The 13,704-nt window shown below is 63.5% G+C and carries 13 protein-coding genes and 1 tRNA gene; 9 read left to right on the forward strand and 5 right to left on the reverse strand.

Annotated features, from left to right (window positions below; all coding sequences use genetic code 11):
* Positions 1-59: 59 nt before the first annotated feature.
* Together CUC44_RS16560 and CUC44_RS16565 are read right to left on the reverse strand one after the other, a co-directional pair.
* The gene (locus CUC44_RS16560; RefSeq protein WP_100860977.1) at positions 60-1,472 is read right to left on the reverse strand and encodes a DEAD/DEAH box helicase; all 1,413 of its coding nucleotides are present in this window, start codon (positions 1,470-1,472) and stop codon (positions 60-62) included.
* Between the two features lie 291 nt (positions 1,473-1,763).
* The gene (locus CUC44_RS16565) at positions 1,764-2,240 is read right to left on the reverse strand and encodes a glutathione peroxidase (RefSeq protein WP_100860978.1); all 477 of its coding nucleotides are present in this window, start codon (positions 2,238-2,240) and stop codon (positions 1,764-1,766) included.
* A 310-nt stretch (positions 2,241-2,550) separates the two neighbouring features.
* Between CUC44_RS16565 and CUC44_RS16570 the strand changes: the two genes are divergently transcribed.
* Positions 2,551-3,159: a 2OG-Fe(II) oxygenase gene (locus tag CUC44_RS16570; RefSeq protein WP_100860979.1), complete on the forward strand. Its 609-nt coding sequence runs from the start codon at positions 2,551-2,553 to the stop codon at positions 3,157-3,159.
* Positions 3,160-3,380: 221 nt separating this feature from the next.
* Entirely contained in the window at positions 3,381-4,370 is a 990-nt protein-coding gene (locus CUC44_RS16575) for a D-alanine--D-alanine ligase (protein WP_100860980.1), read from the forward strand.
* Between the two features lie 63 nt (positions 4,371-4,433).
* Here CUC44_RS16575 and CUC44_RS16580 read toward each other — a convergent pair whose 3' ends face one another.
* Entirely contained in the window at positions 4,434-4,847 is a 414-nt protein-coding gene (locus CUC44_RS16580; RefSeq protein ID WP_100860981.1) for a VOC family protein, read from the reverse strand.
* Between the two features lie 198 nt (positions 4,848-5,045).
* On the opposite strand from CUC44_RS16580, the gene CUC44_RS16585 reads away from it, so the two are divergent.
* Together CUC44_RS16585 and CUC44_RS16590 are read left to right on the forward strand one after the other, a co-directional pair.
* On the forward strand, positions 5,046-5,825 hold the full coding sequence (locus CUC44_RS16585) for a tRNA-uridine aminocarboxypropyltransferase (RefSeq protein WP_100860982.1): 780 nt from the start codon (positions 5,046-5,048) through the stop codon (positions 5,823-5,825).
* A 153-nt stretch (positions 5,826-5,978) separates the two neighbouring features.
* Positions 5,979-6,758, forward strand: a complete 780-nt coding sequence (locus CUC44_RS16590; protein ID WP_100860983.1) for a TSUP family transporter — start codon at positions 5,979-5,981, stop codon at positions 6,756-6,758.
* A 5-nt stretch (positions 6,759-6,763) separates the two neighbouring features.
* On the opposite strand, the gene CUC44_RS16595 is transcribed toward CUC44_RS16590, so the two are convergent.
* Positions 6,764-7,702: a LysR family transcriptional regulator gene (locus CUC44_RS16595; RefSeq protein ID WP_100860984.1), complete on the reverse strand. Its 939-nt coding sequence runs from the start codon at positions 7,700-7,702 to the stop codon at positions 6,764-6,766.
* A 51-nt stretch (positions 7,703-7,753) separates the two neighbouring features.
* Positions 7,754-8,671, reverse strand: a complete 918-nt coding sequence (locus CUC44_RS16600) for a DMT family transporter (RefSeq protein WP_100860985.1) — start codon at positions 8,669-8,671, stop codon at positions 7,754-7,756.
* A gap of 164 nt (positions 8,672-8,835) precedes the next feature.
* On the opposite strand from CUC44_RS16600, the gene CUC44_RS16605 reads away from it, so the two are divergent.
* From CUC44_RS16605 to CUC44_RS16625, 5 genes are all read left to right on the forward strand, one after another.
* Positions 8,836-9,702, forward strand: a complete 867-nt coding sequence (locus CUC44_RS16605; RefSeq protein WP_167388933.1) for a helix-turn-helix domain-containing protein — start codon at positions 8,836-8,838, stop codon at positions 9,700-9,702.
* Between the two features lie 295 nt (positions 9,703-9,997).
* Positions 9,998-11,632, forward strand: coding sequence for an ATP-dependent endonuclease (locus tag CUC44_RS16610; protein WP_100860987.1), 1,635 nt, complete (start codon positions 9,998-10,000; stop codon positions 11,630-11,632).
* A 107-nt stretch (positions 11,633-11,739) separates the two neighbouring features.
* Positions 11,740-12,468, forward strand: a complete 729-nt coding sequence (locus tag CUC44_RS16615) for a hypothetical protein (protein ID WP_100860988.1) — start codon at positions 11,740-11,742, stop codon at positions 12,466-12,468.
* A 66-nt stretch (positions 12,469-12,534) separates the two neighbouring features.
* Entirely contained in the window at positions 12,535-13,278 is a 744-nt protein-coding gene (locus CUC44_RS16620) for a hypothetical protein (protein WP_208621083.1), read from the forward strand.
* A 224-nt stretch (positions 13,279-13,502) separates the two neighbouring features.
* Positions 13,503-13,579: transfer RNA gene (locus CUC44_RS16625), tRNA-Met, on the forward strand.
* Positions 13,580-13,704: the final 125 nt, after the last annotated feature.

Genomic DNA, 13,704 nt, shown 5'->3' on the forward strand with positions numbered 1-13,704 from the left:
GTTACGAGACGTAAAAAACCGCCAGATGGCGGTTTTTTTACGGTGTGGACGGGGCGGCATTACTCCTCGTTGGAGTTGTCCTGATAGTCGTCACGCTGGGTCTTGGGCAGGCGGCGCATGGGGGTGAAGCCGATGTCTTCCCCCACGATCTCGCGCTTGCGGGCAGGGGCTGGCTTCTTGGGCGCATCCCCTTTGGGCTTGCCGGCAGCTGGCTTGCCCTTGGCGCCCGGTTTGCCCTTGGCTGCCTTGTTGTTGTGCTTGGCGTTGGCATGGCCCCGATCCCGCGACGGGTTCTGCACCGACTTGTTGCTTGGCAGGGTCTGGCGCGTCGGCTTGCCGCTCGGCTCGTAGCCTTCCAGGATCTCGCTCGGGATGCTCAGGCCTATCAGTGCCTCGATGGCTTTGAGCTGCTCCTGCTCATCCAGGCTCACCAGGGAGATGGCCTCGCCGCCACGCCCGGCGCGACCGGTGCGGCCGATGCGGTGGATGTAATCCTCGGCCACCTGGGGCAGCTCGAAGTTGATGACGTGGGGCAGGTTGTCGATGTCGAGGCCACGAGCGGCGATGTCGGTGGCGACCAGCACCCGCACCTTGCCTTCACGAAAATCCGCCAGCGCCCGGTTGCGGGCACCCTGGGTCTTGTCACCGTGAATGGCGACGGTATCCAGGCCATCTTTCACCATCTGCTCGGCGAGCCTGTCAGCGATCTGCTTGGTGCGCACGAACACCAGCACCCGCTGCCAGTTGTTGCGACCGATCATGTGGGAGAGCAGCTCGCGCTTGCGCTCGCGATCCACCTTGATGATGCGCTGGTTGACCTGCTCGGCCGTGCTGTTGGTCGGGCTCACCTCGATGAGGGTCGGGGTCTTGAGCAGATCGTCCGCCAGCGCCTTGATGTCATCGGAGAAGGTGGCGGAGAACAGCAGGGTCTGCCGCTGGTCCGGCAGCGCCTTCATGATGCGGCGGATGTCGGTGATAAAACCCATGTCGAGCATGCGATCCGCTTCATCCAGTACCAGCACTTCCAGCGCATTCAGGGTCAGCGCCCCCTGGGTCAGCAGATCCAGCAGACGGCCCGGGGTGGCGACCAGGATGTCGACCCCGAGCTTGATGGCGTCGAGGTTCGGCTTGATGCTGACGCCGCCGTAGGCGATCAGGGTACGGAACGGCAGGTGATGGGCGTACTTGATGATGCTCTCACCCACCTGGGCGGCCAGCTCACGGGTCGGGGTCAGCACCAGGGCGCGGACCTGACGACGGCCACCACGGCCGTGATTGGCCAGCAGCCGGTGCAACATGGGCAGGGTGAAACCGGCCGTCTTGCCGGTGCCGGTCTGGGCGCCACCCAGCACGTCCTGTCCGGCCAGGATGGCAGGAATGGCTTGCTGCTGGATGGGGGTTGGCTGTTCGTAACCCAGCTCCTTGACGGCCCGCAGTATGTGCGGTGACAGACCCAGTTCATTGAATGACATGTTAAAGAGAGACTCCGAGCCTTGGGCTCAACGGGTGAGGGCCGCCTGCGGCCCGTCACGACATGAAAAAGAGGTTGCTAGGGTCATCACGAGTGAAAACGCCCACTTTGGGCCGCCATCAGGCTCGCAACGACCTGGAAAAGAATATTGGGCGCGTAATATAGCAGAAGCGGGGCGCGCACGACAGTCACCCTGTCGCATCTGGCCCGCTCGCGAAGCCGAGTTCCGGCTGGGCAAGCTTCTGGCGGGGAAAGGCCTTGTTGGTTCGCGCCGTATGAGGCCTGCCGTGGTTCAGAGCAGGGCCCGGATCTTGTCGGTCAGCTCCTCCGGCTTGGTCTGGGGGGCAAACCTGTCTACCACCTGACCCTCGCGATTGATCAGAAACTTGGTGAAGTTCCACTTGATGGCCTCGCTGCCGAGCAGCCCGGGTTTTTGTTGCTTGAGCCAGCGGTAGAAGGGGTGGGCCTGCTCGCCGTTCACCTCGCACTTGGCCAGGATGGGGAAGCTCACCGGGTAATCCACCGAGCAAAAACGCGCTATCTCCTCGGCATCTCCCGGCTCCTGGTGGCCGAACTGATCGCAGGGGAAGCCCAGCACCAGCAGCCCCTCTGGGCCAAGCTGCTGATAGAGCGCCTCGAGCCCTGTGTATTGGGGAGTGAAGCCGCAGCGGCTCGCCACATTCACCACCAGGATGACCTTGCCTTGCAGAGCCTGTGGGGGAAAATCGCTGCCATCAAGGCGTTGCAGGGGGAAGGATGATAACGACATGGCAGGCTCCTCAATCAAGGGGAAATCGGGCTCGGCCGTGAGCCCGGTTCGGGACAATATCAGTGGCTTGATGGGCCCGGTCTCAGGTTAGCTCGCGAGTCCGGTGCCCGCTAATATCAACACGTTAGCGGGCCCGGTGCGGCTGGGCAAGGGGGAAATGTGGTATGCCAGGCACGGCACTCAACCACTCATGGGCTCAGCGGCAGGAGCCGCATTGATGGCGGGACTTCTCAAGAGAAGCAAACCGGTTTGTGCCGGCGACATTAAGTCGCTACAAAGCGCACTCTCTCCATTCGCTGTGAGCCCCATCTTGGACTATCAAGCCGTCATGGATGCCATTTACACCCGGGGATGGGTGATAGTGGACGACTTTTTAACCGCCGAAGAGGTGGATGCACTGAAAGCCTGTCTGCCCCATGAATGGCAGCCGGCGGGCATAGGGCGCGAGGGGCTGCATCAGGGCAACCCGGACATTCGCCGTGATCAGATCCACTGGCTGGAGCCGGATCAGGGGGCGCCGGTGGCGGCCTATCTGTCTCGCATGGAATCCCTTCGTCTGGCGGCGAACCGCAACCTGATGCTGGGGCTGTTCGACTACGAGGCCCATTTTGCCCGCTATCGTGAGGGGGATTTCTACGCCACTCACAGAGACGCCTTCGCCGGTCGCTCCAACCGCCGCCTCACCTCGGTGTTCTATCTCAACAACGGCTGGGCGCCCGAGGCGGGCGGGGTGCTGCGAGTCTATGACAACGACGAACAGTTTCTGATGGACGTCTCCCCCAAGGGCGGGCGGCTGGTGCTGTTTTTGTCGGAAGAGTTTCCCCACGAGGTGCTGCCAGCGAGTCTCGAACGCTACAGCATCGCCGGCTGGTTTCGGGTCAATGGCAACGGGGCCGGGCGGGTGGATCCGCCGCGCTAAGGGCCGATAAGACTCTTTTTGACACAGGCCTTGCCCCCATTTGCGTCTTTCTGGCCCCAAGGGGGGAAACAGGGGCGCCATCGGCTGACAAGGCTTTGTCTCCCTTGCTACACTGGCCGCACTTATGTTCGTTTCTGGCTTCGCCCGGTATTCGCGTGAGATCGCGCGATGGGATTATCACCACTCATGACGAAGCCGCTTCTCCCAAGGGATCACATCTAATGAAGAACATGCATGTCTTGCTGCTGTGCGGCGGCGGTGGCGCCGAGCACGAAGTCTCTCTGCGCAGCGCCAATTTCCTCGAGCAACAACTCGGTCTGCTGGCCGGGGTCGAAGTGACCCGGGTCGAGATGTTTGCCGATCGCTGGCTCAGCGCCGATGGCCGCGAGTGCAAGCTGGGGCTGGACAAGCTGCTCTCCTTCGACAGCGTGGCCCGTCCGGTGGATTACGTGGTGCCCTGCATCCACGGCTACCCGGGTGAGACCGGCGATCTGCAATCCTTCCTGGAGCTGGCGGGCCTGCCATATCTGGGCTGTGACGCCGAGGCGAGCAAGATCTGCTTCAACAAGATCAGCACCAAGCTGTGGTTCTCCGCCCTCGACATCCCCAACACCCCGTATCTGTTCCTGACCGAGCAGGACGAGGCGGGAGTTCGCGATGCCAAGGCGGCGCTGGCCAAATGGGGCAAGGTGTTTATCAAGGCAGCCTCCCAGGGCTCCTCCGTCGGCTGCTACTCCGCCAGCAACGAGGCCGAGCTGCTGCAGGGCATCAAGGATGCGTTCGGCTATTCAGAGCAGGTACTGATCGAAAAAGCGGTCAAGCCCCGCGAGCTGGAAGTGGCTGTCTATCAGTACGGTGACGAGCTGGTGGCGACCTATCCGGGGGAGATCTGCGTGCCCACCGACAAGTTCTACACCTATGAAGAGAAATACAGCAGCGCCAGCCACACCGAGACCGCCCTGCGGGCCGAAGGCCTGACCCAGGCCCAGTCCGATGCCATCCAGGCCTATGCCCTCAAGGCATTCCGTCAGCTCAAACTGACCCACCTGTCGCGCATCGACTTCTTCCTGACCGAAGAGGGGGAGATCCTGCTCAACGAGATCAACACCTTCCCGGGCATGACCTCCATCTCCATGTTCCCGAAACTGCTGGAGCATCACGGTCACAGCTTCGCGCACTTCCTCGAGCAAATCCTGCGCAAATCTGCCTGAGTACGGCATGCATAAACGAAGAGGGGCCTGATGGCCCCTCTGTCATATGGGATGCAAATCCGCTCACATGGGGGCCGAGGTAAACAGCCAGATGTGGGCCCCCTGCGGGTCGGCAATCAGCGCCATGCGCCCGACTGTGGGTATGTCCATGGGGGGCACCACCACTGAACCTCCGTGCCGGGTCACCTTGGCGAGCCGCGCATCCACGTCGTCCACCGCTATATAGGTGGCCCAGTGGGGCGGCACCCCTTCCATCTGGGGATTGTCCCTGGTGGACATGACGCCCGCCACAGGCCGGCCGTTGGCGACCAGCATGGGGTAATCAAAACCTTCCAGCGCGGTCTGCTGCACCTGCCAGCCGAGCACCTCTGTGTAGAAGCTCACGCCCGCCTCGCCATCGGGCACATAGAGTTCGTGCCAGGTAAAGGTCGAGCCTTCGGCCAGGGCGTGTTCCCTGGCCATGTCTTGTTCTGCCATCTTCTCCTCCTGTGTCCCATCAGGTCCCGTGGGTGGGATCATGGGCGACGACCAAGTATAGAGGGCGGCGCCATTGATGCCGCTCAATGCCGCCATTCGCGTCGCCATGCCACGCCCTTGCGGCCCGCTGAGTCGCTCGTTACAATCTGGCCCCCTTGTATCGCACCTTGTGTACCGCACCGCCGAGCCGCGCCCTCCATGAACAAAGTCCCCGATCACGCCGTCAATCGCCTGCGCATCTGGCGCAAGAGCATCTCGACCCGACCCTTTCTCGCCCGTGGCGGCGCCGTGCCGCGCTGCGAGGCGTGCCAGCTGCGTCATGCCTGGTGTGCCTGCGAGTGGCGCCCCGAGCTCAAGGCAGAGGCGGGTTTCTGCCTGCTGATGTATGACAGCGAACCCATGAAACCCTCCAACACCGGCCGCCTCATCGCAGACGTCTTGCCAGACACCACCTGGGCCTTCCTATGGCAGCGTACAAAACCCCATCCCGAGTTGCTGGCCCTGTTGGCGGATCCCGCCTGGCAGCCCTATGTGGTGTTTCCCGCCTGCGAGAAGGAGCCGACCCGTCTCACCACGGAAGTGACCCTGGCTCCTGGCAAGAAGCCGCTGTTCATCCTGCTGGACGGCACCTGGCCCGAGGCGCGCAAGATGTTCAACATGAGCCCCTACCTCGATGGCTTCCCGGTGCTGGCGGTCAAACCCGAGGCGCTCTCCACCTATGGCATGCGGGTGGCCAATTGCGACGAGCACCTGTGCACCGCCGAGGTGGCGGCCTGCGTGCTGGAGGTGGCCGGTGAGCTCGAAGCAGGTCAGGCGCTGCAGCTCTGGTTTAATCTCTTCAGCAGCCGCTACATGGCCGGGCGGGTGAGCCGGGCGCCGGGAGAGGATGAGACGCCGTTGTTGCAGGCCCTCGAAGCCATCAAGGGGGAGGGTGGTGAACTGGCCGAGGTTGGCCTGCGGGGATCCGACGCCGCCTGAGCCAAGGGGCTAAATGATGAAAATCAGGAATCGATTGGCTGCCATCGTTTCGTTAGCCTCATGAGCGAGAGCTCGCTAGGATAGCGACCAGCTTGACTCATTCAGGTTCCCGGCGCCGGTGCGGCGGGCCCTATCATCACACGAGGTCTATGGATGGAATTGGAACTGTATACCCTGGTCGCCCTGTTCGGGGTGGCCCTCATCGCCGGCTTTATCGACGCCATCGCCGGGGGCGGCGGCCTGTTGACGGTGCCGGCCCTGCTCGCCACCGGCATGCCACCGGCACTGGTGCTCGGCACCAACAAGTTGCAGAGCAGTTTCGGCTCCTTCTCCGCCACTTGGTTCTATGCCCGCCGCGGCCTGCTGGAGTGGGGCATCATCTGGCCTGCGGTGATCTGCACCTTCATCGGCGCGGCCCTCGGCACCCTGACGGTGCAGACCATAAACGCCGCCATCCTGGAGCGGCTGCTGCCCTTCCTGCTGGTGGCGTTCGCCTGTTACTTCTACTTCTCCCCCCGGGTGAGCGATGCCGAGAGCCAGCGCCGCCTCACCCCCATGCTGTTTGCGCTGCTGGTGGGGGGCGGGGTCGGCTTCTATGACGGCTTCTTCGGGCCCGGTACCGGGTCATTCTTTGCCATCGGCTTCGTGGCGCTGGCGGGGTTTGGCATGGCGCGGGCCACGGCTCACACCAAGCTGCTGAACTTCACCTCCAACATCGCCTCCCTGCTGTTCTTTGCCCTCGGCGGCAAGGTGGTGTGGAGTGTCGGTTTTTGCATGGCCCTCGGCCAGTTTATCGGCGCCCGCTTTGGCTCCAAGCTGGTATTGAAGAAGGGGGTCAAGCTGATTAAACCGCTGCTGGTCACCGTTTCCTTGCTGATGTCTGCCAAATTGGTGTGGAGCCAGTATCCAGAACTGTTTAGCTGGCTAGTGTAAGCGGTTTATTCTGACGAGGTATCAGCGATTGCCACCCGGGCGAAGTGTCCCCTGATAGCCTCGACCAGTCGCTGGATGCGCGCCCGCTTCAGGCTGTTCGGCCGATAGACCAGGTGCAGCGGGCGCCCGAGCCCCGGCAGGGGACGGGCCTTGCGGCCCTGATCCCCCACCAGGGCCAGTAGCCCGGCCGGCAGCAGCACAGGGCCTATGCCCGCCTTGGCGAGTTCAATCAGCGCCAGATAGGAGTCGAGCTCCATGGCGGGGGCGAACCCCAAGGCCGCCAGCGGCTCGCGCAGATAGCGGTTGGAGGGATTCTCCAGGTCCATGGTCAGGATCTTGCGCGCCTTGTCCTGCACCAGGACTCCTTCACTTATCCCTCCCTCAGATGGTTGCATGTCAGCCAAGGCGCCTTGCTGATCGGGCCTGGCCGCCTCGTCCTGATCGTCCCCCACCAGATAGAAGGGCTCCTCCAGCAACAGCTCGGCGCACAGGCCGTGGCCTGGGGGCAAGCGGCCGGCACAGATGCCGAGCAGGACGTCGCCGCCGCGCACCCGCGCCAGGATCACAGGGGTATGGTGGGTAGAGAGGGCAATGTGGGGATCCCGCGCCAGGTAGTCGTGCATGAAGCGGGCGAGGTAGCCCGCCAGCAGGGTCTCGGAGCAGGCGACGGGGAGGGGGCTGCCATCGGTCAGCGTCTGGCTGTCTGCCAGTACGCCCTTCATCTCGGCGAGGCTAGGGGCGACCCGGGCCAGCAGCTCGCGGGCCTGGGGGGTGAGCCGGATCTGGCGCCCGTCCGGCTCGATGAGCTTCTTGCCAAGGCGCAGCTCCAGCTGATTGATGCGCTTGCTCACCGCCGACTGGCTGATGTAGAGGCGGCTGGCCACCTTGGCCATGGTGCCCTCGCTTGCCAGCAGGCAGAGTGTCTCCAGCCCTTCCAGTAACATATCGCCTCCCGTCTGTTTCGTTGGAAGGCGTTACCTTAGGGGCTGCCAGCATCAGGGGCAAGTACCGTTTGTAGCCCTCGATAACGGCCAGCGCCACGCCTTGACGGGGGGCGCGAAGATCACCAGGTTGCCGATGAGGCTCACCACCACGCCGACGATGGAGATGGTCTGCCAGACGAAGCCCTCATACAGGGTGGAGAGGCTGAGCGCCACCAGGGGGAACAGCACTGTGGCATAGGCCGCCTTGCTGGCGCCGATGCGTCCCACCAGGGTGAGGTAGGCGGTGAAGGCGATGACGGAGCCGAAGATGGCCAGGTAGACCATGGCGGCGAGGTAGCGAGGCTCGGTGGGGACGGTCAGGGACTGACCGAGCAGGGCGACCCAGCCCAGCAGCAAGACGACGCCGTAGACCATGCCCCAGGGCACCATCTGCAGCACATGGTAACCCTGACGTTGGCCCCGGGCCGATACCAGGTTGCCGAGCGAGAAGCAGAGGGTGCCCGCACAGGCAAACAACAACCCCTTCCAGGCGTTGGCACCGAGTTGGGCATCCGCCAGCACGGGCCAGAACAAGAGCAGGGTGCCGACGAGCCCCAGCACAGAGCCCTGCAGCCAACGCAAGTTGGGGCGCTTGCCCTCGAACAGCCAGAGGTTGAGGCCGTTGAAGATGCTGGCGCTGGCGAAGATCACCGCCGACAGGCCGCTCGGGATATAGAGTGTGGCGTGGTAGAAGCAGAGAAAGTTGGTGGAAAAAAGTAGGGCACCGAGCAGAGCGGCGTAGCGCTGGCCTTGCCAGGGCAGGCGCGGGAACTTGCCGCTCACCGTGAGCAGGGCAAACAGGGCCAGGGCCGCCAGGGCGAAGCGGTAGAGCACTGAGACTTCGATGGGGATGGGGCCGAGCTGCCAGGCGATGGCAATCCAGGTGCTGCCCCAGATGAGGACGGTGGCGAGGTAGAGCATGAGGTTCATAACAGATCCGGCGAGTGAGAAGGAGATGGGATCAGCATGGGCCGGATGCCCCTGGCTGGCTTACACCATCTTGCGGTTTTTTTGGCGCAGGCGCTGTGCGAGGCGAGCGGGACGGGTAAGATGAAGCAGGACAAGGGCACAGAGACACAAACAGGGTGCGGCAGATGAGACAGGCGGGGGTATTCGATGCACTGGTCAGCACGGGGGCGCGGCTGGAGGACTCCTGCTGGTTGGAGCCCGGCCTCGGCCTTGCCAGCTGGCGCAACCGCTACGATCAGACCCGCTACCACAAGCCGGGCCATCACACCGTCAGCGTTTACCTGCAGGGGGGCGAGCAGACCGAGCGGCTCGATGGGCCTGGCGGTCACGGCGGAGCCGGCAAGGTGTGCATCATGCCGGATCACCACAGATCCGAATGGCTGGTGCGCGAGGAGTTTCGCTTCTTCCACCTCTATTTCAGCCCGGAGCACCTTGGCCGCATCGCCGAGCAGGCTTGCGACAAGGAGGGGCGCCACCTGCTGCTGGAAGACAAGACCTTCATCGAGGACGCGCAGGTCGCGGCCCTGGTGCAATCCCAACTGATGAAGCTGGACTGGCAGCAGGGGGGCGATCGCATGGCGCTCTCCCACGGCGCCTGGATGCTGATGCTGCACGCCTATCGCCACCACACCCGGGAGGCGCCCAGCCTGCCCGAGGTGCGCGGCGGGCTGGCCCCAGTCGTGATCCGGCGGGTGCAGGAGTACCTGCTGGCCCATCTGGCCGAGCCCGTCACCTTGAGCGAGCTTGCCCGGGAGGCGGGCCTTAGCGAATATCACTTCGCCCGCATGTTTGGCCAGAGCCTGGGCTGTCCGCCCCATCGCTACCTGCTGGGGCTGCGGCTCAAGCATGCCAAGCAACTGCTGCTGGGCCCGGCTCCCCTGGCCAGCATCGCCGCCCAGTGCGGTTTCTCCTCCCAGGCTCACCTTGGCAACCGCTTTCGGGAGGCGTTTGGCCTGAGCCCGGGCCAGTGGCGCAGTCAGCTGTCATCCTAATGTCACGGATGAGCCGCACACTCCTCGCCTGATGACTGCAAAGCGGCAGTCATGGGGTCGCCACCGGCGGCCATCCCTCGTCAAAGGAGTGCCCATTGAATCATCGCAAGCGTCAGGTCCGTACCCGCCATCTCTGGTTCAGCCACTGGAATGGCCCGAAAATCCGCCTCTGTGTTCCCGCCGCCCCCGAACCCCTCGTGCCTCACAGTTCCCGCTGAAAATCGTCGCGACCCGGTAGGATTTTGTTGGCAACTTTGCCACTATGGCTCCATCGAGATGGACCGGGTATGGCTGTATGTTTCTGGAACGCATTGAAGTTAAAGGTTTTCGTGGCATAAATCGGCTCTCCCTTGGGCTCGATCACACCACAGTCCTCATCGGCGAGAACGCCTGGGGCAAGTCCAGCCTGCTGCGTGCCCTCTGGTGCCTGCTGGGGGATGCCGGCCCCTATCAATTCAGCCGCGATGATTTTCACCAACCGGAAGATCCCGAGCTGGCTCCCTCGCGCACCCTGCAACTGGTGCTGACCTTCAGCGAATACCGCCCCCAGATGTGCCAGCATTCCCGCCGCCTGGCCCGCCTCGGCGCGGCCTGGATCCCCCACAGAGACAAGTTCCACCGCATTCACTACCGCGCCAGCGCCGAGCTGCAAGATGACGGCAGCGTGCTGACCACCCATGATTTTCTCGATGGCATCGGCAAAAACCTGACCATCGACAACAACGACGAGCTGGTGCGCCTGCTCATCACCATGAACCCGGTATTTCGGCTGCGGGATGCGCGCTCGGCGCGCGACGGGGTCGAGGTGCTGCCCTGGGGGGACCTGTCCGAGCAGCGGCTCGCCTACCTGGCCGGCCAGCTCACCGACGAGCCCCAGCGCATCGGTGAGCCCGAACTCAAGGAGGCGCTGCAGGCGGTGCAACAGCTGATGGAGCACTACTTCAGCGCCCTGGCCCCCATCAAGCACAAGCCCCGCAGCCAGCGGGAAATCGTCAACCGCCCCATGACCTTGCGCAACCCAGGCAATTTGCAGACCCTGCTGCGGGGCGCCGACAACCGGGCGCTGCAGCTGGCCATGGCGGGCATGGCGGCCATGCTGCTCAACGCCCGCGGCAACCGCGAGCTGGAGGACGGGGCCAGACCCATCCTGATACTGGAAGATCCCGAGAGCCGGCTGCACCCGACCATGCTGGCCCTGGCCTGGGGCCTGCTCGAGCAGTTGCCCGGCCAGAAGCTGCTCACCACCAATTCCGGGGACTTGCTCTCCTCCTTGCCGCTCAACCAGATCCGCCGACTGGTGCGGCGCCAGCAGGACATCCTCTGCCATCAGCTCGGCGGCGAGCGCTACAGCAGCGACGATCTGCGCAAGATCGCCTTCCATGTGCGCATCAACCGGCCCATGTCGATGTTTGCCCGCTGCTGGTTGCTGGTGGAGGGGGAGACCGAGATCTGGCTGCTCTCTGAGCTGGCCCAGATCTGCGGCTACAGCCTGCGGGCGGAAGGGGTGCGCATCATCGAGTTCGCCCAGTGTGGCCAGGCGCCGCTCATCAAGGTGGCCCGCGACTTTGGCATCGAGTGGCACCTGCTCACCGATGGCGACGAGGCGGGCGCCAAGTACGCGAGCTCCGCCCGCTCCCTGCTCAAGGGGGAGCGCGAGCGGGATCGGTTGACCCAGCTGCCGGCGGCAGACATAGAGCACTACCTCTATCAGAACGGGTTCGAGGCCGTGTTCCGGCGCGAGGCCGGAGTAGGGGGACGTTCGACCCTCAATGCCGGACGCATCATCTCCAAGGCCATCCATCATCGCAGCAAGCCCGGCATGGCGCTGGCGGTGGTGGAAGAGGCGGAGCGGCTCGGCGGCGAGCGCATTCCCCCCGTGCTCAAGCAGATGTTTGCCAAGGTGGTCGCCCTGGCCCGCGGGCAGGGTTAACGGCCACCGCAGGCGTTGGGGATAGGGGCGAGTTTGGCTATACTCGCCCCTTTGTTTTATCAAGGGGCACAATGCTCCGCTCTTTTTTGTCTGCTGCTGGAGACCCTATGTTCGTCCAACTTCCTTTTTGGCTCTTCCCCCTGACCGGCCTGATGGCGCTGGGGGCCTTGATAGCCCTCGGTCTGGTGCTGTGGCGCGGCGATCTCTGCCCGGGCCAGCGCTCGCGCATCACCACCCAACTCTTCTCCATCTGGGTGATCACCGGGCTCTCCCTGATGCTGGCCATCGAGGCCGGGATGAAGGGCTGGCTCGTCTGGTGCGGGGGCGCGGCCCTGATCCTGGGGATCGCCCTGTCCCTGGTCCAGTCTCGCCTCGAGGGCAAGCGCGCCATCCCGGGCACCCTGCTGTGGCTACCCGCCATGCCGCTGGCCCTGTACGGGCTGGGGCTGATGCAGATCCAGGGTTGGCTCGGTGGCCTGTTGCAGATGGTGCTGCTGGGGGCGGCGTTTGCTCACCTCATGCTGCTGCGGGCTCGTCACCGGTTGCAGGCATTCAATACCCTGCTGCCCATGACGGGGCTGGCGGCGGCGGTCGGCAGCCTGCTCTGGCTGGTGGCCCTGCTGTTGATGGCGCAGCCGAGCGAGGCGCTGCTGGATACCTTGCTGCCCTGGATCCTGACCCAGAGCGGCCTGCTGATCGCCGCCTTGCTGCTCTGGTTCACCCCCCTCTATCGCCAGCAGGAGACGGCCCCCGTGGTGTTGTCGGTGACCCTGTGTGGCCTGCTGATCGCCGAGGTGGCCGCCACCGGCGCCCTGCAACTGCTCGCGTTGTCTTGAGCAATGAAGTAGGAGATAGTGACATCCGCGCCATCGCCAGATGACAACCACTCAGGGATGAGACCAATGCAGGATGGATGGAGAGAGGTTATCGGGCTGGCACTCTTGTTGTGGGCGAGCGGGGCCGCGGCCAGCGGCTCTGCTCGCGACATCAAGGAGAGTGACAAGCTGGCGGACGATCCCACCAAGGTGGTGACCCAGCTGGGGGCCAGCTACACGGATGAGTTCAAGGTCTCGGGTTCGATAGGTATGGGACCGGTCAGCAAGCTCAACGCATCGATCAACAAGGATGCCAGCGAGTGGCGACTGGGGGGCTCCTGGCTGTTTGATTTTGGCATCGTCAACTTCAACTTCAGCAAGAAGCAGTTTGAGCATGATGCGAACCAGACCAGCTACAACATAGGCACCTTCATCCCCCTGAGCGCGTTTGGCTTCGCCCCCGCCGGCTGGCAGATCTTTCCCATGGGGGGGCTGAGCTATAACGAGGGCGACATCGCCTGCGAGGTGGGCAGCCAGGGCTGTGGCGACGTGGACCTCAACACCGACTCTGCCTTCGTGCTGATGCCCAACACCAGCAAGGGGGGCTATCTGGGGGTCTTCACCCTCAAACCTCTCTCACCCAAGTGGACCCTGATCGCCTTTGGCACAGGCTCGGCGGGCTCGGATGATTACCACGGCTACTCTGCCGGTCTCGGCATGGGCTACAAGTTCACCAAGCGCCAATCCATCAGCACCTATGCCCATCTCTCAGACAACAGCTATGGCGAGGATCAGCAACTGGGCATCGCCTATCGCTATCAGTTCAACTGAGCGGGGGCCGGATCTGCCTCTTATCGCGGGTGAACCTGCGGACCCGTCGTCGTATTCAGGGGGACGAGGGATGATTTTTTCCCAAGGCATGATCTTAACTGCATAAAAACAAAGCGGTTTGTCCGGCAAAGCACCAGATTGCGGCGATATAGTACACACGCTCAACTTTTTCAAGATTTTTGCTTGCAATATTTGGGATGGAGCCTATTATTGGCGACCTCAGACGCGGGGTGGAGCAGCTCGGTAGCTCGTCGGGCTCATAACCCGAAGGTCGTCGGTTCAAATCCGGCCCCCGCAACCAACTATTTGTGCGCATGGCACGATCTTGGTCGCTGCGGTGCTGCAAAGACACAAACTGCTACTGCTCGGCACGTTTGTAGTGAGTAGTGCGGTGAGACGCTTGGAAACAGGCAAACAATTCGGACG

It is taken from the genome of Aeromonas lusitana, assembly GCF_002812985.1.
GTDB lineage: Bacteria > Pseudomonadota > Gammaproteobacteria > Enterobacterales > Aeromonadaceae > Aeromonas > Aeromonas lusitana.

What these genes read in the sequence shown, in the direction of transcription:
- CUC44_RS16610 (WP_100860987.1), top strand. Translation starts at nt 9,998, where the DNA reads ATGTTTCTGGAACGCATTGAAGTTAAAGGTTTTCGTGGCATAAATCGG.
- CUC44_RS16605 (WP_167388933.1), top strand. Translation starts at nt 8,836, where the DNA reads ATGAGACAGGCGGGGGTATTCGATGCACTGGTCAGCACGGGGGCGCGG.
- CUC44_RS16595 (WP_100860984.1), bottom strand. Translation starts at nt 7,702, where the DNA reads ATGTTACTGGAAGGGCTGGAGACACTCTGCCTGCTGGCAAGCGAGGGC.
- CUC44_RS16590 (WP_100860983.1), top strand. Translation starts at nt 5,979, where the DNA reads ATGGAATTGGAACTGTATACCCTGGTCGCCCTGTTCGGGGTGGCCCTC.
- CUC44_RS16575 (WP_100860980.1), top strand. Translation starts at nt 3,381, where the DNA reads ATGAAGAACATGCATGTCTTGCTGCTGTGCGGCGGCGGTGGCGCCGAG.
- CUC44_RS16560 (WP_100860977.1), bottom strand. Translation starts at nt 1,472, where the DNA reads ATGTCATTCAATGAACTGGGTCTGTCACCGCACATACTGCGGGCCGTC.
- CUC44_RS16615 (WP_100860988.1), top strand. Translation starts at nt 11,740, where the DNA reads ATGTTCGTCCAACTTCCTTTTTGGCTCTTCCCCCTGACCGGCCTGATG.
- CUC44_RS16565 (WP_100860978.1), bottom strand. Translation starts at nt 2,240, where the DNA reads ATGTCGTTATCATCCTTCCCCCTGCAACGCCTTGATGGCAGCGATTTT.
- CUC44_RS16585 (WP_100860982.1), top strand. Translation starts at nt 5,046, where the DNA reads ATGAACAAAGTCCCCGATCACGCCGTCAATCGCCTGCGCATCTGGCGC.
- CUC44_RS16580 (WP_100860981.1), bottom strand. Translation starts at nt 4,847, where the DNA reads ATGGCAGAACAAGACATGGCCAGGGAACACGCCCTGGCCGAAGGCTCG.
- CUC44_RS16600 (WP_100860985.1), bottom strand. Translation starts at nt 8,671, where the DNA reads ATGAACCTCATGCTCTACCTCGCCACCGTCCTCATCTGGGGCAGCACC.
- CUC44_RS16620 (WP_208621083.1), top strand. Translation starts at nt 12,535, where the DNA reads ATGCAGGATGGATGGAGAGAGGTTATCGGGCTGGCACTCTTGTTGTGG.